The organism is Vibrio sp. SCSIO 43133 (assembly GCF_023716845.1).
Lineage (GTDB): Bacteria > Pseudomonadota > Gammaproteobacteria > Enterobacterales > Vibrionaceae > Vibrio > Vibrio mediterranei.
The window spans coordinates 3,033,506-3,055,598 of sequence record NZ_CP068024.1 but is presented as its reverse complement, the minus strand read 5'-3'; the positions used below and the strand labels follow the sequence as shown (position 1 = coordinate 3,055,598).

Genomic DNA, 22,093 nt, shown 5'->3' with positions numbered 1-22,093 from the left:
CAAGTGGATGTCTAACGAGCCAAAACACAACTTAGCCAAACTCATCGGAATAGATATCATAACGGTGGGTCGAGTACCTTTAATGGTATTGCTATTAATATTCGCGTCAGCGATGGGGGTCGTCTTTGCTACTCACCATACTCGCCAGGCAATTAACCAAAAAGATGTGGCGCTCCAAGAGCGTGAAAGGCTTGATAATGAATGGCGCAACTTACTTCTTGAAGAAAATGCGTTGTCTGAACATAGTCGAGTCCAAGCGATGGCAAAGCAAGAACTGGATATGAAGCGTCCTGATGCTGACAAGGAAGTAGTGGTTTCCCTGAAATGAAAGGCAAAAAAGTTGTAAAACCCTCCAACAAGAAGAAAAGTACACAAACTGCGGAAGCTCCAACGTTGATTGCATGGCGCTTTCGTCTCATCTTAGGTTGTGTGTTATTAATCTTCACTGCACTGGTAGCCAGAATCGGCTATATCCAAGTTATCGAACCGGATAACTTAATCAAGCAAGGCGATTTACGTTCGGTTCGCGTTAAAGCACTTCCCTCTGCCCGCGGCATTATTTCAGATCGCAATGGCGAGCCCTTGGCGGTCAGTGTTCCAGTTCAAGCGGTATGGGCAGATCCTGCTACGATATTTAAAGATAATGGTTTGGCAAAACTTGACCGTTGGCATGCCCTAGCGGATGTACTTGGTCTTGACCGACAGGCCCTTATCAATAAGATTGAGAAAAACAAAACTCGCCGCTTTATCTATCTGCAACGCCAAGTCAGCCCAGCCATGGCAAAGTACATCAAAGAGTTAAAACTCTCGGGAGTTGGACTGAAAGCTGAATCTCGCCGCTATTACCCTGCTGGTGAAGTCAGCGCGCACTTAGTTGGGGTCACTGGCATTGATGGTCATGGTCTCGAAGGGGTGGAACGAAGCTATGATAAATGGCTGACAGGTGAGGCGGGTAAACGCATTATTCGTAAAGACCGTTATGGTCGAGTCGTAGAAAATATCTCTCTAGAGGAGCGCGAAGAAGGTAAGCCGCTCGAACTTACTATTGACCAGCGTTTGCAAGCGATTGCTTATCGCGCAGTAAAACAAGCCGTTGCTGATTACCGCGCGACCTCAGGCAGTGCAGTGATTATCGATGTGAAGACTGGCGGTGTGTTGGCTATGGTCAATGCACCATCATACAACCCTAATAATCGCTCCTCTCGTCAATCCTTTACCATGCGTAACCGAGTGATAACCGATGCGATGGAACCGGGCTCGACTGTTAAACCGTTTGTTGTGTTAGCCGCTTTAGAAGCAGGTGTAGCCGATGAAAATACCGTGATTGATACCGGTAATGGCATCATGCAAATTGGTGGGAGTCGCGTTCGTGATACTTCAAAAGTTGGTAAGGCTAACTTGGCGAAGATTCTTCAAAAGTCCAGTAACATCGGTGTGGCTAAGCTTGCATTGGAAATGCCACTGCAAGAGTTATTGGGAATGTATAGCTCGATCGGTTTTGGCCAACTTTCTGGGCTGAACTTAGTCGGCGAAACCACCGGTATTTTCCCTAACCGTCGCCGTTGGTCTCAATTTGAAATTGCTACACTTGCCTTCGGCTATGGTATTTCGATTACTCCACTGCAATTAGCGCATGCCTATGCGACATTAGGTAATGGCGGGTTGTATCAACCAGTGCATATTATCGAGAATAACCAGCAAGATTTATCGAAGCAGGTCATAGATCATCACTACGCGGTTGAAGTATTACACATGCTAGAAGCGGTAACTCAACCAGGTGGTACAGCGACGCGTGCTGCCGTTCCTGGATATCGTGTTGCAGCCAAAACAGGTACATCACGAAAAGCAGCAGCAGGTGGCTATAGTGACGAATACGTGGCAATTACGTCGGGTGTTGCTCCCGTGAGTGACCCTCGCATTGCGCTTGTTGTGGTGATTAACGAACCACAAGGTGATCAGTATTATGGTGGTGCTGTCGCAGGCCCAGTATTCTCAGAAATTATGAAAGGCTCGCTGCAAATATTAAATGTAGCGCCTGATGAAAATCAGTTTCAAAAATAGGTGAAAACAATGTTGACCTCTTTGACATTGGCAAAACTGCTAAAACCTTGGATTAGCGAAATGGAAGGCTCTGTGAGCTACTTGTCACTTGATGACATAGTCGTTTCCAATTTGGAATTAGATAGCAGGGTTATTCAACAAGGCGATAGCTTCGTCGCGATCATTGGCCATACTGTCGATGGCCGTCTGTTTATCGAAAGAGCAGTGCAAGCAGGCGCTACGTCTGTGCTGGCTCAAGCAGACAGTGAGCATAAGCATGGCGAAGTGACCTATATTGGTGAAGTGCCAATTATCCATCTCTACCAACTCGACACGCTGCTTTCTGTCATCGCGGCACGCCTATATCAATATCAGCAACAAGTCATTGGTGTAACTGGGACGAATGGCAAAACCACCATCACCCAGCTTATTGCTCAATGGATTGATTTACTCGGTGATAAAGCCGCTATTATGGGCACGACGGGCAATGGCTTCTTAGATCAGCTTGAAGAGGCAAAAAACACCACAGGCAGTGCCATTGATGTACAGCGAATCTTAGCAAAGTTAGATCAGCAAGGTGCGAACTATACAGCGATGGAAGTGTCTTCTCACGGCTTAGTTCAAGGTCGCGTTGCCGCTGTGCCATTTAAGTTAGGTATTTTTACCAATCTGAGCCGTGATCATCTCGATTATCATGGAACAATGGAAGGATACGAAGCCGCGAAGAAGCTCCTGTTTACCGGCCATCATTGTGAACATGCGGTTCTCAATATTGATGATGTCGTTGGTCGCCGTTGGTTGACGGAACGAAGTGATGCCATCGCGGTGTCTGTGGAAGGACGTCAAGAAGGTGAAAGAGGGCTGTGGGCAACAACAGTAGAATACAGCGATAGCGGAATCTCACTTGAATTCGATGGTTACTTTGGGCAAGGCAATCTGCAAGCACCACTGATTGGTCAATTTAACGCTAGCAATCTCATGCTGGCGTTTGCGTCGTTATTAGCGCTTGGCTTTGATATCGAACATCTGCAACAAACTGCGTCGAAACTGCAACCAGTGCTTGGCAGAATGGAACTATTCCAAACCACTAGTAAACCCAAAATAGTTGTCGATTATGCTCACACCCCCGATGCTCTTGAAAAAGCGCTGTTGGCGTTGCGAGTACATTGTGAAGGTAAACTTTGGGTGATTGTCGGCTGCGGTGGTGACCGAGACAAAGGAAAACGACCAATGATGGCGGCGATTGCTGAACGCTTAGCTGACCACGTTATTCTTAGTGATGATAATCCTCGAAGTGAAGACCCTGCTGCTATTGTCGAAGATATGTTGGCCGGTATGAGCCAACCGCAAGCTGCTATTGTTGAACACAAACGGTTTGATGCGGCGCAGGTGGCGATGAACCAAGCTGGGGCATCGGACATTATTTTACTCGCTGGTAAAGGTCACGAAGACTATCAGGTTATTGGCACCGAAACGGTGCATTACTCGGACAGAGAATCGGCCGCAACATTATTGGGACTTACATTATGATTGCATTAACACTATCTGACATTGCCAATATTGTTGAAGGTACGCAGAGTGGCGGTGAGGTTCAAATCCAAGAAGTCACGACAGATACTCGTGCGATTCAGTCTGGAGCACTGTTTATTGCGTTAGTCGGTGAACGCTTTGATGCTCACGATTTTTGCCAGCAAGCTGCTGATAAAGGTGCTGCCGCACTGATTGTTGAACGTCAACTGGATATTGATATTCCGCAGGTTATCGTAGCAGATAGTAAAGTTGCACTTGGCTTATTAGGGGCTGAAGTGCATCGTCGTTGTGGGACAAAAACTCTTGCCATTACTGGTAGCTGTGGCAAAACCACAGTAAAAGAGATGGTGGCGAGTATCTTATCTGGCCTTGGACAAGTGCTATACACAGCTGGCAACTTCAATAATGATATTGGTGTTCCACTGACATTACTTCGCAGCACACCACAAGATGACTTTTCTGTTATCGAACTAGGTGCGAATCATATTGGCGAGATTGCTTACACCACGGCGCTGGTGAAACCTGATATTGCCATGGTTAATAATGTGGCAGAAGCGCACCTAGAGGGCTTTGGTTCTCTTGATGGCGTGAAAACTGCGAAAGGTGAAATTTACCAGGGTCTCACAGCCAACGGGACAGCGCTGATCAATCTCGATAGTCAAGGTGAGTCGATTTGGTCAGAAGTTTTACAAGATAAAAACCTTATAACGTTCTCTAAACAAAACACTAACGCCGATTTTTATGGCTCTGACATAGCGATGTCATCAGAGGGCTATCCGTTATTTACACTGCACACACCAATCGGCAATGTCGAACTGCAGTTGTCATTGCTAGGTGAGCATAATGTGGCGAATGCCGTTGCTGCGAGTGCTTTGGCGATTCAATGTGGTGCGACCTTAGAGCAAATCAAAATAGGTTTGCAATCGCTAAGTAAGGTTAAACGTCGTGTTGATGTCGAAAAACTTACTGAGCACATTACCTTAATTGATGACAGCTATAACGCCAGTGTGCCTGCGATGAAAGCGGCGGTTGACTTGCTTGCACAGTTTAAGCAAGGGCAGCGCTGGTTGATTCTGGGTAATATGGCAGAATTGGGGCATGAAAGTCTTGCACTTCACAAAGAAGTCGGACAACATGCTGCTCCTTTCGCATTTGAACATGTTTTGACCTATGGTGAAGATGCGAAGGTTATCAGTGACCTATGTGGTGGTATGCATTTTCAGAGTCACGACAGCATGCTTGAATATATCGAGCGCAATTTAACACAGCTAAACCAGACCTCTCATACCTTATTGGTGAAAGGGGCACTAAGTGCAGGCATGTACACCATTGCTAATGCACTGAAGGAGACTTACACATGATTATTTGGCTTGCGGAATTACTACAGCCATACTTTTCTTTTTTTCGACTGTTTGAATACCTGTCATTCAGAGCCATAGTCAGTGTGTTAACCGCTTTAGGGTTGTCCTTATGGATGGGACCTAAAATGATTGCTCGCCTGCAAATGTTGCAAATCGGTCAAGTTGTTCGTAACGAAGGTCCTGAATCGCACTTTAGTAAGCGCGGAACGCCAACCATGGGCGGCGTGATGATCTTGTTTGCGATTACATTAACAGTGTTGTTGTGGTCTGACCTAAGCAACCCTTATGTTTGGGCTGTATTGGTTGTTTTACTTGGCTACGGCGCAGTGGGTTTTGTCGACGATTATCGCAAAGTTGTCCGTAAGAACACTGATGGTTTGATTGCTCGTTGGAAGTATTTTTGGCAGTCAGTTATCGCTCTGTTCGTGGCTTTCGCTTTATATGCTCATGGACAAGATACGGCTGCAACTCAGCTGGTTGTGCCTTTCTTCAAAGACGTAATGCCGCAGATGGGGCTGTTTTATATCGTCTTCACCTATTTTGTTATTGTAGGCACAAGTAACGCTGTAAACCTGACGGATGGTTTGGATGGCTTGGCTATTATGCCGACAGTACTTGTAGCGGCGGGTTTTGCGGTTATTGCTTGGGCTACGGGCAACGTTAACTTCGCTAACTACCTACATATTCCTTATATCCCATATACCTCAGAGTTGGTCGTTGTATGTACCGCAATGGTTGGTGCTGGCCTTGGTTTCCTTTGGTTTAACACGTATCCAGCACAAGTGTTTATGGGTGATGTTGGCTCACTGGCACTTGGTGGTGCACTTGGTGTGATTGCGGTGTTGGTTCGCCAAGAGTTTGTGCTTGTTATTATGGGCGGTGTATTCGTAATGGAAACGCTGTCGGTTATTCTTCAGGTAGGTTCATACAAACTGCGTGGCCAGCGTATTTTCCGTATGGCGCCTATTCACCACCACTACGAGCTAAAAGGATGGCCGGAACCACGTGTTATTGTTCGTTTTTGGATTATTTCAATCGTACTAGTTCTTATTGGATTAGCCACTCTTAAAGTACGTTAGAAACGCAGTAGGACAATCAGTTCATGGATTCTTGGCAAGACATAAAGCAAGTCGTTGTAGTTGGGCTCGGTATTACCGGGCTCTCTGTCGTTAATCATGTTAGTAAAAACCATCCTGACGTGACTGTTCGTGTGATGGACAGTCGGGAGAACCCTCCCGGTGCTGAGCAGTTGCCAGAAGGTGCAGAACTGCATGCTGGAAGCTTTAATACTGAGTGGTTGAATCAAGCAGACCTGATTGTTTGCAACCCTGGTATTGCTTTGGCAACACCAGAAATTCAGCAGGCACTGGAAAAAGGTATTCGCGTTGTTGGCGATATTGAACTGTTTGCGTGGGCAACTACCAAGCCTGTTATTGCTATTACAGGCTCCAACGGTAAAAGTACAGTGACCGACCTAACAGGAGCAATGGCCAAAGCTGCGGGTATCAATGTCGGTGTTGGCGGTAATATTGGTGTTCCTGCTTTAGATTTGCTGGAACTGAATGCCGACTTGTATGTCCTAGAATTATCTAGCTTCCAACTCGAAACAACCTATTCTCTAAAAACCAAAGTATCGACATTTTTGAATCTGTCCGAAGATCATATGGATCGCTACCATGGGATGGAAGATTATGCACAAGCGAAACGACGTATTTTCTTCAATGCAGAACATGCTTTGGTGAATCGTGATGAGCCAGAGACTTCCCCTGAGCTGAGCGGGCTTCCTGTAGCAACGTTTGGTTTTAATGAGCAAGACTTCGGTATGCGTGAAATCGACGGACAAGTCTGGCTAGTCGATAACGATGAAACCATTATTTCCACCGACCAACTTCGTTTGGTTGGCAAGCACAATTGGTCCAATGCGCTGGTGGCCTGTGCATTGCTCAAACTGAGCGGTATCGACTACCGAAAAGGTTTGGCGTGTTTGGCTGCGTACACTGGTTTGAGTCATCGTTGCCAAGTGGTTGCAGATGAAAAGGGCGTCAAGTGGGTGAATGATTCCAAGGCTACTAACGTGGCGAGCACACTTGCGGCGTTATCTGGCTTAACCTTAGAGGGTAAACTGTATCTTTTGGTAGGTGGCGTTGGCAAAGGCGCTGACTTTTCTGAGTTAGCCAAACCACTGTCTGAGCTGAATGTGAAGTTGTGCTGTTTTGGGAGAGATGGTGAGGAGTTCATGGCCTTGCATCCATCGGCGGTTCGATATGACACGCTCAACAATGTCCTAACCGATATTACACCCGAACTGCAAAAGGGTGATATGGTTATGTTATCTCCAGCTTGTGCAAGCTTTGATCAGTTTGCCAATTTTATGGCTCGTGGAGATGACTTTACCCAGCTGGCTCAGCAATTTTCAAAACAAGTTAGTTAAACGGACTCGCTACTATGTTCCATCAATTTCGACAAAGGGTAACAGGTTGGTTTTCACATCCAGCTCCTGATGCCCTCTACGATAGACAGTTAGTGTGGTTAGCGTTTGCATTGATGATTACCGGCTTGGTTATGGTAACATCGGCTTCTTTTCCTATTAGTTCAAGACTCACTGACCAACCATTCCACTTCATGTTTCGACATGCGATTTTCTTGGTGCTAGCGCTTGGGACATCGTCCATTGTTCTCCAAGTTCCAACGGAAAAATGGTTTCGTTACAGTACTTATTTGCTTGCGCTGTCGATATTTCTTCTGGTCGTCGTATTGGCCGTCGGGAAGTCGGTTAATGGTGCTTCGCGCTGGATCCCTCTTGGGCTCTTTAACCTGCAGCCCGCTGAAGTCGCTAAATTGTCACTGTTCATTTTCATGTCGAGCTATCTAGTTCGCAAGCAAGATGAGGTAAGGCAATCCTTCTTTGGCGGCTTTATCAAACCTATCATGGTGTTTACTACCTTTGCTATTTTGTTGCTTGGTCAGCCTGACTTAGGAACCGTGGTGGTAATGTTGGTGACCCTATTTGGTATGCTGTTTATAGCGGGCGCAAAGCTGTCTCAGTTTATCGCGTTATTGGTAGCTGGTGTTGGTGCGGTTATTGCCCTGATCTTGGTGGAGCCCTATCGTGTTCGCCGAGTGACATCTTTCCTTGACCCATGGGAAGACCCTTTCGGAAGTGGCTACCAGCTAACACAATCATTGATGGCGTTCGGCCGCGGTAATTTGATGGGGCAAGGGTTAGGTAACTCGGTACAAAAATTGGAGTACCTGCCTGAAGCGCATACTGACTTCGTATTTGCGGTTTTAGCTGAAGAGTTAGGTTTTATTGGTGTGCTTCTCGTGTTGATGTTGGTGTTTGCTTTGGTGATTAAAGCTCTGTACATCGGCAAGCGTGCCTTTGAGAAGAAGCAACTGTTTGGGGGCTATCTCTCTTTTGCCATCGGAATTTGGTTTGCTTTTCAAACGTTAGTCAACGTTGGTGCTGCTGCTGGTATGGTTCCTACCAAAGGTTTGACATTGCCCTTAATCAGTTATGGTGGCTCCAGTCTTATAATTATGTCCGTTGCGGTGTCGATACTGCTACGTATCGACCACGAATGCCGTCTGTTACCAGACATAGATGAACCTACACCTCAGGAAGCGCCTCCTGAGAAAGACAAGAAAAAAGCCAAAGATGAAAAAGAATAAACGTTTGATGGTGATGGCTGGTGGTACTGGTGGTCACGTGTTTCCAGGGCTTGCTGTTGCGCATCGACTACAAGAACAAGGTTGGGAGATTCGCTGGTTAGGAACGGCTGATCGTATGGAAGCCGACTTGGTTCCCAAGCATGGTATTGAGATCGATTTCATTAAAGTGAAAGGTCTTCGAGGACAAGGCATTACCAAGCTTATGAAAGCGCCATTTCAGATATTTAGCGCTATATTACAGGCTAGAAAGCACCTAAAAAAATGGCAACCGGATGCCGTGCTAGGCATGGGTGGTTATGTGAGTGGCCCTGGTGGTATTGCGGCTTGGACCATGGGCATTCCAGTTGTATTACACGAACAAAATGGTGTAGCGGGATTAACCAATCAATGGTTGTCGAAAATTGCCAAGAAAGTATTCCAGGCGTTCCCTGGTGCATTCCCTAACGCTGAAGTAGTTGGGAACCCAGTAAGACAAGATTTAATTGATACTGAAGAACCGCAACAGCGACTTGAAGGCCGCGAAGGTGATATTCGTATTCTTGTCATGGGTGGCAGTCAAGGTGCACGTATTTTAAACCAGACGCTACCTCCCGTAATGGCAAAGCTTGGTTCAGGCTACACAATCCGTCATCAAGCGGGTAAAGGTAATAGCGAAGAAGTGGCTGAGCTATATCGCTCCAATGCAGTTGACAATGCAGACGTTACTGAGTTTATCGACGATGTTGCCCAAGCCTATCGTTGGGCTGACCTAGTAATTTGTCGCTCTGGTGCTTTGACTGTTTCTGAATTAGCTGCGGTCGGCGTAGGCGCAATATTTATTCCATTTATGCACAAAGATCGGCAGCAAGCACTTAATGGTGATCACCTAGTGCACAGTGGCGCTGCCTATATGATTGAACAGCCGGATTTAACGGTAGAAAAATTGGCGCAACAGGTAAAACAGCTCGATCGACTGCAACTACTAGAGCTTGCGAAGAATGCACGAAAAGCCGCTAAACTTGATGCAGATACACGCGTCGCCCAAGAAATTATCGAATTAACAAAATAGATTGACGAGATTTAATCCATGACACAGCAACATACTCAAGACCTAGCACAAATACGGGCCCTGATACCTGAAATGAGACGAGTGAAGTGTATTCACTTTGTCGGAATTGGTGGTGCTGGCATGAGTGGTATCGCAGAGGTACTGCTTAATGAAGGCTATCAGATTACCGGTTCAGATCTTGCTGAAAATGCTGTGACAGAGCGTCTGACTCAAAAAGGTGCCACTGTCTATATTGGCCATCAGGCGAGCAATATTGAAAATGCAAGTGTGGTAGTGGTGTCTACGGCTATCGATCCAGAAAACCAAGAATTAGTTGCTGCAAAAGAGCTGAGAATTCCTGTAGTTCGCCGTGCTGAAATGCTAGCGGAACTGATGCGTTTTAGACATGGGATCGCTGTGGCTGGTACGCACGGTAAAACCACGACGACTGCACTGGTTACTCAGATTTATTCGGAAGCTGGAATGGATCCGACGTTTGTTAACGGTGGCTTGGTAAAAAGTGCTGGTACTAATGCTCGATTAGGCTCAAGCCGAATATTGATCGCTGAAGCGGATGAAAGTGATGCGTCTTTCCTTCACCTGCAACCGATGGTGAGTATTGTGACTAATATTGAAGCTGACCATATGGATACCTATGGTGGAGACTTTGATACGCTAAAACAAACCTTTATCGATTTCTTACATAACCTGCCTTTCTACGGTCAGGCGGTGATGTGTGTTGACGATCCGGTAGTTCGTGAATTGATTCCAAGTGTTAGTCGTCAAGTGATTACTTATGGTTTTTCTGATGATGCAGATGTGCGAATTGAGAACTATCGTCAAGACGGCCAGCAAGGTAAATTCACGGTTGTCAGAAAAGGCCGAGAGAACTTAGAAATTACTCTAAATATTCCAGGTCAACATAATGCTCTTAATGCAGCGGCGGCGATTGCTGTTGCAACGGAAGATAATATTGCCGATGAAGCTATCGTTAACGCCATGTTAGGGACTGAAGGTACTGGCCGACGCTTTGAGCACCTTGGTGAGTTTGAAACAGGTAACGGTAAAGTGATGCTAGTGGATGACTACGGCCATCACCCAACAGAAGTGGATGTTACGATTAAAGCGGCGCGCAATGGCTGGGCAGAAAAACGCTTAGTGATGATTTTCCAACCTCATCGATATAGTCGTACTCGCGATTTATATGATGACTTTGCCAATGTGCTGGAACAAGTTGATGTTTTAGTGATGTTGGATGTTTATTCGGCAGGAGAGGCTCCGATTGCTGGGGCTGATGGACGCTCACTATGTCGTACTATTCGTACAAGAGGTAAGTTGGATCCTGTTTTTGTTCCAGACGTGAATGCGTTACCATCTGTTTTATCGAATCTTTTGCAAGAAGGCGACCTTCTTCTGACGCAAGGTGCTGGTGATATCGGTAAAGTAGCCAGAAAGCTTGAGCAGATGAAGTTAGATATCCAGCTAATGCAGAATAGTTAGCAACGTCAGTTCAATTAGTAAAAAACTTAACTGTTCGACCGAGCTATCGAGAATTTTGATCGCTTAGTCGAACATTTTTGTTATTTCAATGTGTAAAAGCCGATATTTCTTAGGTTCAGTGTTTGATAGTTTGATATTCATTAGTATAATCCTAAGGTTAACAATATTAGATTAGACTCTTATTCCACTATCTTAAGGAAAGGCGAAGAGAAGTTAATAAAGGACCAAAGAGTTTGACTGAAACTTCAGAGAGCAGTGCAGAATCAACGCGTCGAATTACCTTGTTTTCTAAACATGGGGTCGGGGCTGTTTTTTTATTAGCTGTAATCACCGTAATAGGTTCAACACTTTATTCCACCATTAGCTGGATGTGGGACGACCAGCGCCTCCCTTTATCAAAGATAGTGTTGCAGGGCGATTTAACTCATGTAACTGCCAAGGATGTGCAACACGCATTTGCCAACCTTGAACACATTGGCACTTTTATGTCTCAAGACATCAATGTGCTGCAGCAAAGCGTCGAGCAAATCCCTTGGGTATCTCAGGCCTCCGTTCGCAAACAATGGCCAGATACAGTAAAAGTCTTTCTTACAGAGCATCAGGCTAGTGCCATCTGGAATGGTATTGATATGTTAGACACAAACGGTGTTGTGTTTAGCGGTGATGTGTCGGCAATTGAAGAGCAGAAAGTAAAACTTTATGGGCCAAAAGGCACTGAGTTACAAGTACTTCAAACTTATCGAGACAGCAACGGGCAATTAGCACCGCTTGGGTTATCCATATCATCATTGGTACTGAACGAACGCCGAGCTTGGCAAGTTATTTTGGACAACGGTATCCGTTTAGAGTTGGGTAAAGACTCGATGCAGGAGCGCTTGGAGCGCTTTATTTCGCTTTATCGAAAGTTGGGCGATCAAGTCTCTAAAATTAGTTATATCGACTTAAGATATGATACCGGCGCTGCGGTTGGCTGGTTCCCTGCGGAAGAGGCTGGAACCGCTCACGCAGAGAGCAAAAAAGTAGGATGACTGGTATTACGTATCGGTAGAGCAATTTATCGATACCTAAGTTCAGTTTGGACATTGAGCAACAAGATTGTTCGCTGGAAATTGAAATATCTATAACAAAGAGAGTACAGATGACGAAGACCACGGATGACAATATTATTGTCGGTCTTGATATAGGCACTGCAACTGTATCTGCGTTGGTCGGTGAAGTATTACCCGACGGTCAGGTCAATATCATTGGTGCTGGCTCCAGTCCTTCTCGAGGCATGGACAAAGGCGGTGTAAACGACCTAGAGTCAGTGGTTAAATCCGTGCAGCGTGCGATCGATCAAGCTGAGTTGATGGCAGAATGCCAGATTAGCAATGTATTTATTTCTCTTTCAGGCAAGCATATTGCGAGTCGAATTGAAAAAGGCATGGGAACCATTTCTGAGGAAGAAGTGTCACAGGATGATATGGACCGAGCGATTCATACCGCGAAATCCATTAAAATTGGTGATGAACAACGTATTCTTCATGTGATTCCTCAGGAATTTACCATAGACTATCAAGAAGGGATAAAAAATCCGCTTGGCTTGTCTGGTGTTCGAATGGAAGTGAGTGTTCATCTGATTTCTTGTCACAATGATATGGCAAGAAATATCATCAAGGCTGTTGAGCGTTGTGGATTAAAGGTAGAGCAGTTGGTTTTCTCTGGATTAGCTTCCAGTAACGCTGTTATTACTGAAGATGAACGAGAGCTGGGCGTTTGTGTCGTAGACATTGGCGCGGGAACCATGGATGTCTCTATTTGGACCGGTGGTGCACTTCGACATACAGAAGTGTTCTCTTATGCTGGTAATGCGGTGACCAGTGATATTGCATTTGCATTTGGTACACCTCTTAGTGATGCAGAAGAAATAAAAGTAAAGTATGGTTGTGCTCTAAGCGAACTAGTGAGCAAAGATGATACAGTTAACGTTCCAAGCGTTGGTGGTCGACCTTCTCGTAGTTTGCAACGCCAAACATTGGCAGAAGTGATAGAACCACGCTATACAGAGTTAATGGGACTAGTAAATCAAACCATTGATAATGTTCAAGCTAAACTAAGAGAGAATGGTGTAAAACATCATCTAGCAGCAGGCGTGGTCTTAACGGGCGGCGCAGCACAAATTGAAGGGGTTGTGGAGTGTGCAGAGCGCGTCTTCCGCAATCAGGTTCGTGTAGGCAAGCCTTTAGAGGTTAGCGGTCTCACGGACTATGTAAAGGAGCCGTATCATTCTACGGCCGTTGGATTACTTCATTACGCAAGAGACAGTCAGATCAATGACGACAATGATTATAACGAACCAAAACGTCAATCGGTGTCGACAATCTTTGGAAAGTTGCGTAATTGGATACAAAAAGAGTTTTAACCTGAGTTGCAGGAAAACGGAGATAACAAATGTTTGAACCGATGATGGAAATGTCTGACGAAGCAGTCATTAAAGTAGTTGGAGTCGGCGGTGGCGGTGGTAACGCTGTAGAACACATGGTTCGTGAGTCAATCGAAGGGGTTGATTTCATTAGTGTGAATACGGATGCTCAGGCACTTCGCAAAACGAGTATTAGTCACGTCATTCAAATCGGCGGCGATATTACAAAAGGCTTGGGTGCGGGTGCAAACCCACAAGTTGGACGTGATGCAGCTCTCGAAGATAAAGAAAGAATTAAAGAAAGCATTACTGGCGCCGATATGGTATTTATCGCAGCTGGTATGGGTGGTGGTACCGGAACCGGTGCAGCTCCCGTTATTGCTGAAGTAGCGAAAGAGCTTGGTATTCTTACTGTTGCGGTGGTGACTAAACCATTTAGCTTCGAGGGTAAAAAGCGTCTTGCATTTGCAGAACAGGGTATTGAAGAGCTATCAAAGCATGTTGACTCTTTAATCACTATTCCAAATGAAAAGCTACTTAAAGTACTAGGTCGTGGTGTTACGCTTTTAGAAGCCTTTGCAAGTGCGAACGATGTTCTTAAGAATGCCGTTCAAGGTATTGCAGAGCTAATTACTCGCCCAGGCATGATTAACGTCGACTTTGCGGACGTACGTACTGTGATGTCTGAGATGGGTCATGCGATGATGGGTAGCGGTGTTGCTAAAGGCGAAGACCGTGCAGAAGAAGCCGCTGAAATGGCGATTTCTAGCCCGCTTCTAGAAGATATCGATCTTGCTGGTGCTCGTGGTGTTCTAGTGAACATTACTGCTGGTCTGGATATGCGTTTAGACGAGTTTGAAACAGTCGGTAATACAGTGAAGGCTTTTGCTTCTGATAATGCAACAGTGGTAATTGGTACTTCGCTAGACCCTGACATGAGCGACGAAATTCGCGTGACTGTGGTTGCTACTGGTATCGGTAATGAGCGCAAACCTGACATCACGCTTGTTGCAGGTGGTAAAACACCAGTAACAGCAAGTCAGCCACAACAACAAACGCAAGCTCCAGCTGCGAAAGTTGAAGAGAAAGTGGCACAAACTTTGCCTGTAAATAGTCAGGACAAGGTTGAAGTGAACACACCGAGTCATTCGGGATCAAATGCACCTGCATCTGGCGCGAATACTAGTGCTGCACCTAAACCTGAAAAGGAAAGTGGCTACTTAGATATTCCAGCATTTTTGCGTCGTCAAGCAGACTAAGCTGTCTGCTTAAATTTGACACAGCTCAAAAATCTGGTAGGATTCGCGGTTGCTTACATAATCAACCGTGATTTGTAGCGTTGAAGAAGAGGTTTGTAGATGATCAGACAACGTACGCTTAAAGAAATAGTGACTACTGTAGGAGTGGGTCTCCACTCTGGCCGTAAAGTAACACTAACTTTGCGTCCAGCGGCTGCTAATACTGGTGTCGTTTACCGTCGTACTGACGTGAATCCGCCTGTGGATTTTCCTGCGGATCCTCTTTCTGTGCGCGACACAATGCTATGTACTGCGCTTGTTAATGATGACGGTGTTCGTATTTCAACAGTCGAGCACTTGAATGCAGCATTAGCGGGTATGGGCATTGATAACATCATCGTTGAAGTTGATGCGCCTGAAATCCCTATTATGGATGGCAGTGCAAGCCCGTTTGTATACTTGCTACAACAAGCAGGCATCGAAACTCAGAATGCACCAAAACGTTTCATCCGTATCAAGAAACCAGTGCGTTTCGAAGATGGTGATAAGTGGGCAGAGCTTCGTCCATACAACGGTTTCCGTATGGATTTCGAGATTGAGTTCAACCACCCTGCAATTGATGCTGACGAACAGCGTCTGCAGTTTGATTTCTCGTCGCAAGGCTTTATTAAAGATATCGCTCGCGCTCGTACTTTTGGTTTCATGCGTGACATCGAGTACCTACAATCACAAAATCTTGTGTTAGGTGGTAGCTTCGATAATGCTATCGTTCTTGATGAATACCGTATTCTTAACGAAGAGGGTCTTCGTTTCGATAATGAGTTTGTTACTCACAAAGTGTTGGATGCGATTGGCGATCTCTATATGGCTGGTCACGCGATTGTTGGTGAGTTCTCTGCGTATAAGTCAGGTCATGGTCTAAATAACCAACTACTGCGTGCGGTATTGGCAGACCAAGAAGCGTGGGAATGGGCTACATTCGAAGAGCAAGCTGGTTCTCCAGTTGCTTTTGCAGAACCAAACATGGTCCTCGCTTAAAAAACTACTAGTGTTTAAAAAAAACCAGACCTTGAGTCTGGTTTTTTTATGCCTATTAAACAGTGAAGTGGCAGTTTGTTGCCTGTTGCACTTTACTTAATAGTGGCAAAGATCTGCAGTGGATCTTCGTGATCTTGCAGTTTGGTTGCTTTAAATGATACTCGCTGTGCAGTTTAAGTTTTCACTTTTGATGTATGCTGCCGCTATCTCCGTTTAGAAATATCCGCCACAATGCTGCGCTGAATACGGCTTTATATGACAAAACTTCCAAACACATCAAACTAATTACGGTTAGTTTGTATTGAAGCTTGGTTGTTAGGGCAAAAATTCCTTAAACTATGTGCCATTAATTGGTATATCTGCCTTGAAATTTAACAGCTTGAACTCAATATCAGTTGGTATAGATTTTATCTCAGTTAGGTCAGTAGACCCTAGTCGAGACGGAAGGCAATTTTAATAGGTCGATATGATCTAATGGTAGAGAGAATAAAAACACAATGATTACTAACCTACTGACAAAGGTCATCGGTAGTCGTAACGACAGAACACTGCGTCGACTAAGAAAAATCGTAAAGCAGATCAATAACTACGAGCCACAGTTCGAAGCATTGTCTGACGAAGAACTGAAAGCAAAAACAGTAGAGTTTCGTGAGCGATTGGATAAAGGTGAAAACCTAGACCAACTTCTGCCAGAAGCATTTGCTACAGTTCGTGAAGCGTCTAAACGTGTCTTCGGGATGCGCCATTTCGACGTTCAGCTTATCGGTGGCATGGTGTTGAACTCTGGTCAAATTGCAGAGATGCGCACTGGTGAAGGTAAAACGCTAACAGCAACTTTGCCTGCTTATCTAAATGCTCTACCGGGCAAAGGCGTTCACATCGTAACCGTGAATGACTACTTAGCAAAACGCGATGCTGAAACAAACCGCGCTCTATTTGAATTCCTAGGCATGAGTGTTGGCGTGAACGTGCCAAACATGCACCCACAAGAAAAGAAAGAAGCTTATCAAGCGGACATTCTATACGGTACCAACAACGAATTTGGTTTTGACTACCTACGTGATAACATGGCTTTCCGTGTGGAAGACCGAGTTCAGCGTGAGCGATTCTTTGCTGTTGTCGATGAAGTGGACTCAATCTTAATTGATGAAGCTCGTACTCCACTTATTATTTCAGGTCCTGCTGAAGACAGTTCAGAGCTATATACACGTATTAACACGTTAATTCCTCAGCTTGAACAACAAGATCAAGAAGACTCAGAAGAGTACCGTGGTGATGGTCACTACACGGTTGATGAAAAATCAAAACAGGTTCACTTAACCGAAACAGGTCAGGAGTTTGTTGAAGAACTATTGATCAAAAATGGTTTGATGGAAGAGGGTGACACACTTTACTCGCCAACCAATATTAGCCTATTGCATCACGTGAACGCCGCCCTTCGTGCTCATGTTTTATTTGAGAAAAACGTTGACTATATCGTTAACGAGCAAGGCGAAGTAGTTATCGTTGATGAGCATACTGGTCGTACTATGCCAGGCCGTCGTTGGTCTGAAGGTCTTCACCAAGCTGTTGAAGCGAAAGAAGGGGTGAAGATTCAAAACGAAAACCAAACACTTGCTTCTATTACGTTCCAGAACTACTTCCGTCTTTATGAAAAACTGTCGGGTATGACAGGTACGGCAGATACTGAAGCGTTTGAGTTCCAGTCTATCTATGGTTTAGAAACAGTTGTTATCCCAACCAATAAACCAATGGTTCGTGATGACATGGCTGATGTGGTTTATCGTACTGAAGTTGAAAAATTCAACGCGATTATCGAGGACATTAAAGAGCGCAGTGCAAAAGGTCAGCCTATTCTGGTTGGTACGGTTTCGATTGAGAAGTCAGAGCTGTTATCTAATGCGTTGAAGCAAGCTAAGATCAAGCACAACGTTCTTAACGCGAAGTTCCACGAACGCGAAGCTGAAATCGTTGCTGAAGCGGGTACGCCAGGTGCGGTAACTATCGCAACTAACATGGCGGGTCGTGGTACCGATATCGTGTTAGGTGGTAGCTGGCAGTCTAAAGTTGAACAGATTTCTGAGCCTACGCAAGAGCAAATCGATGCCATTAAAGCAGAATGGAAAGTGATTCATGATCAAGTTCTTGCTGCTGGTGGTCTACATATCATTGGTACAGAGCGTCATGAATCTCGCCGTATCGATAACCAGTTACGTGGTCGTTCTGGTCGTCAAGGTGATGCTGGTTCGTCTCGTTTCTATCTATCAATGGAAGATCAACTACTCCGTATTTTCACTTCTGATCGTATGGCTAGCCTTATCCAAAGTGGTATGGACGAAGGTGAAGCGATTGAAAGTAAGATGTTATCGCGATCTATTGAGAAAGCTCAGCGTAAAGTGGAAGGTCGTAACTTCGATATCCGTAAGCAATTGCTTGAGTTTGACGACGTAGCCAATGACCAGCGTAAAGTAGTCTACGAGCTTCGTGATGAATTAATGACGGCAGAAGACATTAGTGAAATGCTTGAGCAAAACCGTGCTGATGTGTTCACTTCTGTTATCGATGAGTACATCCCACCTCAATCTCTAGAAGATATGTGGGATATCGAGGGTCTAGAAGAACGTCTGAAGAACGACTTCGATTTAGAGCTTCCAATCAAAACTTGGCTTGATGAAGATGACAAGCTCTATGAAGAAGCACTTCGTGAGAAAATCCTTGATACAGCAGTAACGATTTATCAACAGAAAGAAGAAACTGTTGGTGCACAAGTACTTCGTAACTTTGAAAAATCGGTCATGCTGCAGACTCTAGATACGCTATGGAAAGAGCATCTAGCGGCTATGGATCATCTACGTCAAGGTATTCACCTTCGTGGTTATGCTCAGAAGAACCCGAAACAAGAATACAAGCGTGAGTCGTTTGAGTTGTTTGAGCAACTGTTGGATTCTCTGAAATTTGACGTGATCACTATACTTTCAAAAGTACGTGTGCAACAGCAAGAAGAAGTTGAGCGTATGGAAGCTCAGCGTCAAGCGCAAGCAGAGGCGGCAGCAGCAAAAGCACATGCTCAACACGCGGATGCTGAGAACCAACTTGCTGATCACTCAGAAGAGTCTGGTGATGGTTCACAACAGCCTATGGTTCGTGAAGAACGTAAGGTTGGGCGCAATGAACCATGTCCTTGTGGATCTGGTAAGAAATACAAACAATGCCATGGTAAGATTAACTAAACCATGATGTAAAAATGAAGAGTCGCATTATGCGGCTCTTTTTTTAATCTGAATTTACGAGAAACACAGAAATAGGTGGGGAAAAACGTGAAGCGAGTTCATATCGTTGCCGCAATCATCTTTAACCAAGATAAGTCGCAAATCTATATCACTAAACGTCCTGATAACCTTCATAAAGGCGGCTTCTGGGAGTTTCCTGGGGGTAAAGTCGAGGTAGGAGAATCAGTCGGCGAGGCGATAACTCGTGAGCTGTTCGAAGAGATCGACATAAAAGTTAAAGAGTTTGAGTTGTTCGAGCACCTACTTCATGACTACCCAGAAAAATCGTTGGAGTTTGATTTTATCTCGGTGACGTCGTTTGACAATGAACCATACGGAAAAGAGGGACAGGAAGGCTGTTGGGTAAATATTGCCGATTTACCGAATTATGTATTCCCCGAAGCGAATGTACCCATCCTAAATAAAGTGGTCGAAAAATACCGTTAAAATCTGTAACGACTCTGGTAGCCCTAGTGTCTTTGCGTTACATTGGTAACAACATAAACAACGGAGAATAACGCAATGGTAAGAATTGCGATTGCAGGAGCAGCGGGCCGCATGGGTCGCAACCTAGTGAAAGCAACGTTTCACAACAATCAGGCTGAAGTAGGCGCAGGTTCTGAACGCCCAGAGTCATCTTTAGTTGGTGTTGATGTTGGTGAATTGTGTGGTGAAGGGCGATTTGACGTCGCTTTGGTGGATGATCTTAATAAGTCTATTGATGACTTTGACGTTATCATCGATTTCACTGCGCCAAAAAGTACCCTTGCGAATCTAGAGCTATGCAAACAGCATGGCAAAAAAATGGTGATTGGTACAACTGGCTTTAGCGAAGAAGAGAACGCGATCATCGATGAGGCTGCTCAATCTGTGCCAGTGGTTATGGCGCCGAACTACAGCGTTGGGGTTAACCTAGTCTTTAAGCTTCTTGAGAAAGCAGCGAAAGTTATGGGCGATTACTGCGACATCGAAATTGTTGAAGCGCACCACCGCCATAAAGTAGATGCTCCATCTGGTACTGCTATAGGTATGGGAGAAGCGATTGCAGGCGCAATGGGTAATGAACTCAACGATGTAGCCGTCTATGCTCGTGAAGGCATCACTGGTGAGCGCACTCGTGACGAAATTGGCTTTGCTACGATTCGAGCTGGCGATATTGTTGGTGAACATACCGCTATGTTTGCTGATATTGGTGAGCGCGTCGAGATTACCCACAAAGCGACCGATCGCATGACGTTTGCCAATGGGGCCGTTAAAGCTGCAGTATGGCTCAATGATAAGCCTGCGGGCTTTTATACCATGACTGAAGTTCTCGGTCTCGATAGCATTTAACGAAAAGCGCCAGTCGGCGCTTTTTTTATATCTCATGGCGTCGAATCTCAAAGCTCAATTGTTTTACATAATTATTCTCAAGGTCAGTATTGTTCTAGGGTATGAATAGCCATCTCGCTAAATCGACCAAAAACACAATAACTGTACAAAATAAATGGATTTATGTGTGAGTTTTGTAGCTTTGAGATAAAAATCGTCTCTTATGTCTTGTTTTTATATGTTAACTTGTTTCGGTTAACGTTTGCGTAGTTATGAGGTAAAAATTGCGGGGTTGTTATTAACTTTGCTAGCACGAAAAACTATGCGGAATCATAACTGATTGATTTTTGCTCTTGAAATGTGTTTTTTTGAGGGTTTAGAGTAAAAAAATGGTCAATGGCGATAAAATTTAATTTTATTTTTCGGCAGTTGTTGACACTTGTCACGGGCATCATTAGAATACCGCCAATTTGTCTGAACTACCTAAAAGCGCTTATTTATAGCGAAGAGGAAGGCAAATCTGCAATTTAATTTAAAATTTATGCATTTTTATTCTGGAGGTTGTCTTGAGTAAATCAGCACTGTTAGTCCTAGAAGATGGGACAGTGTTCCACGGTGTTTCCATTGGAGCAGATGGTTTATCCGTTGGTGAAGTTGTTTTTAATACCTCGATGACGGGGTACCAAGAAATCCTCACTGATCCTTCCTATTCTCAACAGATCGTAACTCTTACTTATCCTCACATTGGCAATACTGGTACTAATAAAGAAGACGAAGAGTCTTCAGCAATCCACGCACAAGGCCTTGTGATTCGCGATCTTCCTCTTATCGCATCAAACTTCCGTAACGAACAATCCCTTTCAGACTATCTCAAGTCTCAGAACATCGTTGGTATCGCTGATATCGATACACGTAAGCTGACTCGCCTTCTTCGTGAAAAAGGTGCGCAGAACGGTTGTATCGTAGCGGGCGATAACCTAGATGAAGCTCTAGCACTTGCTAAAGCAAAAGAATTCCCAGGCTTGAAAGGTATGGATCTTGCGAAAGAGGTTACAACAAAAGAAACGTATCAATGGAAACAAGGTTCGTGGACGCTCGAGGGTGGACTTCCTGAAGCGAAAGACGACAGTGAATTGCCATATCACGTTGTTGCCTACGACTTCGGTGCCAAGCGTAACATCTTGCGCATGCTTGTTGACCGCGGCTGCCGCCTAACGGTGGTTCCAGCGCAAACTTCAGCAGAAGAAGTGCTCGCGCTTAACCCAGATGGCGTGTTCCTATCGAACGGCCCTGGAGACCCAGCACCTTGTACTTACGCTATTGAGGCAACTAAGACTTTCCTAGATAACGGACTGCCTATCTTCGGTATCTGTCTGGGTCACCAAATTTTGGCGCTAGCATCAGGTGCACAAACTGTGAAAATGAAGTTTGGCCACCACGGTGCCAACCATCCGGTAAAAGATCTCGATCGCAATGTAGTGATGATTACCTCTCAGAACCATGGTTTTGCTGCTGATGAAGAGACGTTACCTGAAAACCTGCGTGCGACGCACAAGTCTCTATTTGACGGTACGCTTCAAGGTATCCATCGCACTGATAAGCCGGCATTTAGCTTCCAAGGTCACCCTGAAGCAAGCCCAGGTCCACACGATGCTGCACCATTGTTTGACCACTTCATTGAACTGATTAAAAAACACAAAGCGTAA

General features: G+C 45.0%; 17 protein-coding genes. All 17 read left to right on the top strand.

The window, feature by feature from the left end; translation table 11 throughout:
* The first annotated feature begins 7 nt into the window (after nt 1–7).
* The 17 genes from ftsL to carA all read left to right on the top strand — a co-directional run bounded on the left by ftsL (nt 8) and on the right by carA (nt 22,093).
* Entirely contained in the window at nt 8–328 is a 321-nt protein-coding gene (gene ftsL / locus JKJ11_RS14290) for a cell division protein FtsL (RefSeq protein ID WP_006072704.1), read from the top strand.
* Nucleotides 325–2,061: a peptidoglycan glycosyltransferase FtsI gene (locus JKJ11_RS14285; RefSeq protein WP_006072706.1), complete on the top strand. Its 1,737-nt coding sequence runs from the start codon at nt 325–327 to the stop codon at nt 2,059–2,061. The genes ftsL and JKJ11_RS14285 overlap by 4 nt, the downstream gene beginning before the upstream one ends.
* 9 nt (nt 2,062–2,070) lie before the next feature.
* Complete coding sequence (gene murE / locus JKJ11_RS14280; RefSeq protein ID WP_198558300.1) at nt 2,071–3,570, top strand: UDP-N-acetylmuramoyl-L-alanyl-D-glutamate--2,6-diaminopimelate ligase; 1,500 nt, start codon at nt 2,071–2,073, stop codon at nt 3,568–3,570.
* Nucleotides 3,567–4,931 (top strand): UDP-N-acetylmuramoyl-tripeptide--D-alanyl-D-alanine ligase, encoded by a 1,365-nt coding sequence (locus JKJ11_RS14275; protein ID WP_096442833.1) that lies wholly within the window; start codon nt 3,567–3,569, stop codon nt 4,929–4,931. Before murE ends, JKJ11_RS14275 begins: the two co-directional genes overlap by 4 nt.
* Nucleotides 4,928–6,010 (top strand): phospho-N-acetylmuramoyl-pentapeptide-transferase, encoded by a 1,083-nt coding sequence (mraY, locus tag JKJ11_RS14270; protein ID WP_006072711.1) that lies wholly within the window; start codon nt 4,928–4,930, stop codon nt 6,008–6,010. Before JKJ11_RS14275 ends, mraY begins: the two co-directional genes overlap by 4 nt.
* 23 nt (nt 6,011–6,033) lie before the next feature.
* Nucleotides 6,034–7,362: a UDP-N-acetylmuramoyl-L-alanine--D-glutamate ligase gene (gene murD, locus JKJ11_RS14265; protein WP_198558298.1), complete on the top strand. Its 1,329-nt coding sequence runs from the start codon at nt 6,034–6,036 to the stop codon at nt 7,360–7,362.
* Nucleotides 7,363–7,376: 14 nt separating this feature from the next.
* Entirely contained in the window at nt 7,377–8,603 is a 1,227-nt protein-coding gene (gene ftsW, locus JKJ11_RS14260; protein ID WP_006072713.1) for a cell division protein FtsW, read from the top strand.
* Nucleotides 8,590–9,651, top strand: coding sequence for an undecaprenyldiphospho-muramoylpentapeptide beta-N-acetylglucosaminyltransferase (gene murG / locus JKJ11_RS14255; protein WP_031494213.1), 1,062 nt, complete (start codon nt 8,590–8,592; stop codon nt 9,649–9,651). Before ftsW ends, murG begins: the two co-directional genes overlap by 14 nt.
* Before the next feature lie 18 nt (nt 9,652–9,669).
* Nucleotides 9,670–11,130: a UDP-N-acetylmuramate--L-alanine ligase gene (gene murC, locus JKJ11_RS14250; protein ID WP_006072717.1), complete on the top strand. Its 1,461-nt coding sequence runs from the start codon at nt 9,670–9,672 to the stop codon at nt 11,128–11,130.
* Between the two features lie 233 nt (nt 11,131–11,363).
* Nucleotides 11,364–12,158, top strand: coding sequence for a cell division protein FtsQ/DivIB (locus JKJ11_RS14245; protein WP_006072718.1), 795 nt, complete (start codon nt 11,364–11,366; stop codon nt 12,156–12,158).
* Between the two features lie 110 nt (nt 12,159–12,268).
* A complete protein-coding gene (gene ftsA / locus JKJ11_RS14240; protein WP_038223983.1) occupies nt 12,269–13,531 on the top strand; it encodes a cell division protein FtsA in 1,263 nt (420 codons plus the stop codon).
* Between the two features lie 29 nt (nt 13,532–13,560).
* Nucleotides 13,561–14,790, top strand: a complete 1,230-nt coding sequence (gene ftsZ / locus JKJ11_RS14235) for a cell division protein FtsZ (RefSeq protein ID WP_031495612.1) — start codon at nt 13,561–13,563, stop codon at nt 14,788–14,790.
* 99 nt (nt 14,791–14,889) lie between these two features.
* Nucleotides 14,890–15,807 carry a UDP-3-O-acyl-N-acetylglucosamine deacetylase gene (gene lpxC / locus JKJ11_RS14230; protein ID WP_031494089.1) on the top strand — a complete coding sequence of 306 codons (918 nt, stop codon included), beginning with the start codon at nt 14,890–14,892 and terminating at the stop codon, nt 15,805–15,807.
* A gap of 497 nt (nt 15,808–16,304) precedes the next feature.
* Nucleotides 16,305–19,037 (top strand): preprotein translocase subunit SecA, encoded by a 2,733-nt coding sequence (gene secA, locus JKJ11_RS14225; protein ID WP_124940238.1) that lies wholly within the window; start codon nt 16,305–16,307, stop codon nt 19,035–19,037.
* An 87-nt stretch (nt 19,038–19,124) separates the two neighbouring features.
* On the top strand, nt 19,125–19,523 hold the full coding sequence (gene mutT, locus JKJ11_RS14220; RefSeq protein WP_124940237.1) for an 8-oxo-dGTP diphosphatase MutT: 399 nt from the start codon (nt 19,125–19,127) through the stop codon (nt 19,521–19,523).
* Between the two features lie 75 nt (nt 19,524–19,598).
* Entirely contained in the window at nt 19,599–20,408 is an 810-nt protein-coding gene (dapB, locus tag JKJ11_RS14215) for a 4-hydroxy-tetrahydrodipicolinate reductase (RefSeq protein WP_252038364.1), read from the top strand.
* 545 nt (nt 20,409–20,953) lie between these two features.
* On the top strand, nt 20,954–22,093 hold the full coding sequence (carA, locus tag JKJ11_RS14210) for a glutamine-hydrolyzing carbamoyl-phosphate synthase small subunit (protein WP_062459866.1): 1,140 nt from the start codon (nt 20,954–20,956) through the stop codon (nt 22,091–22,093).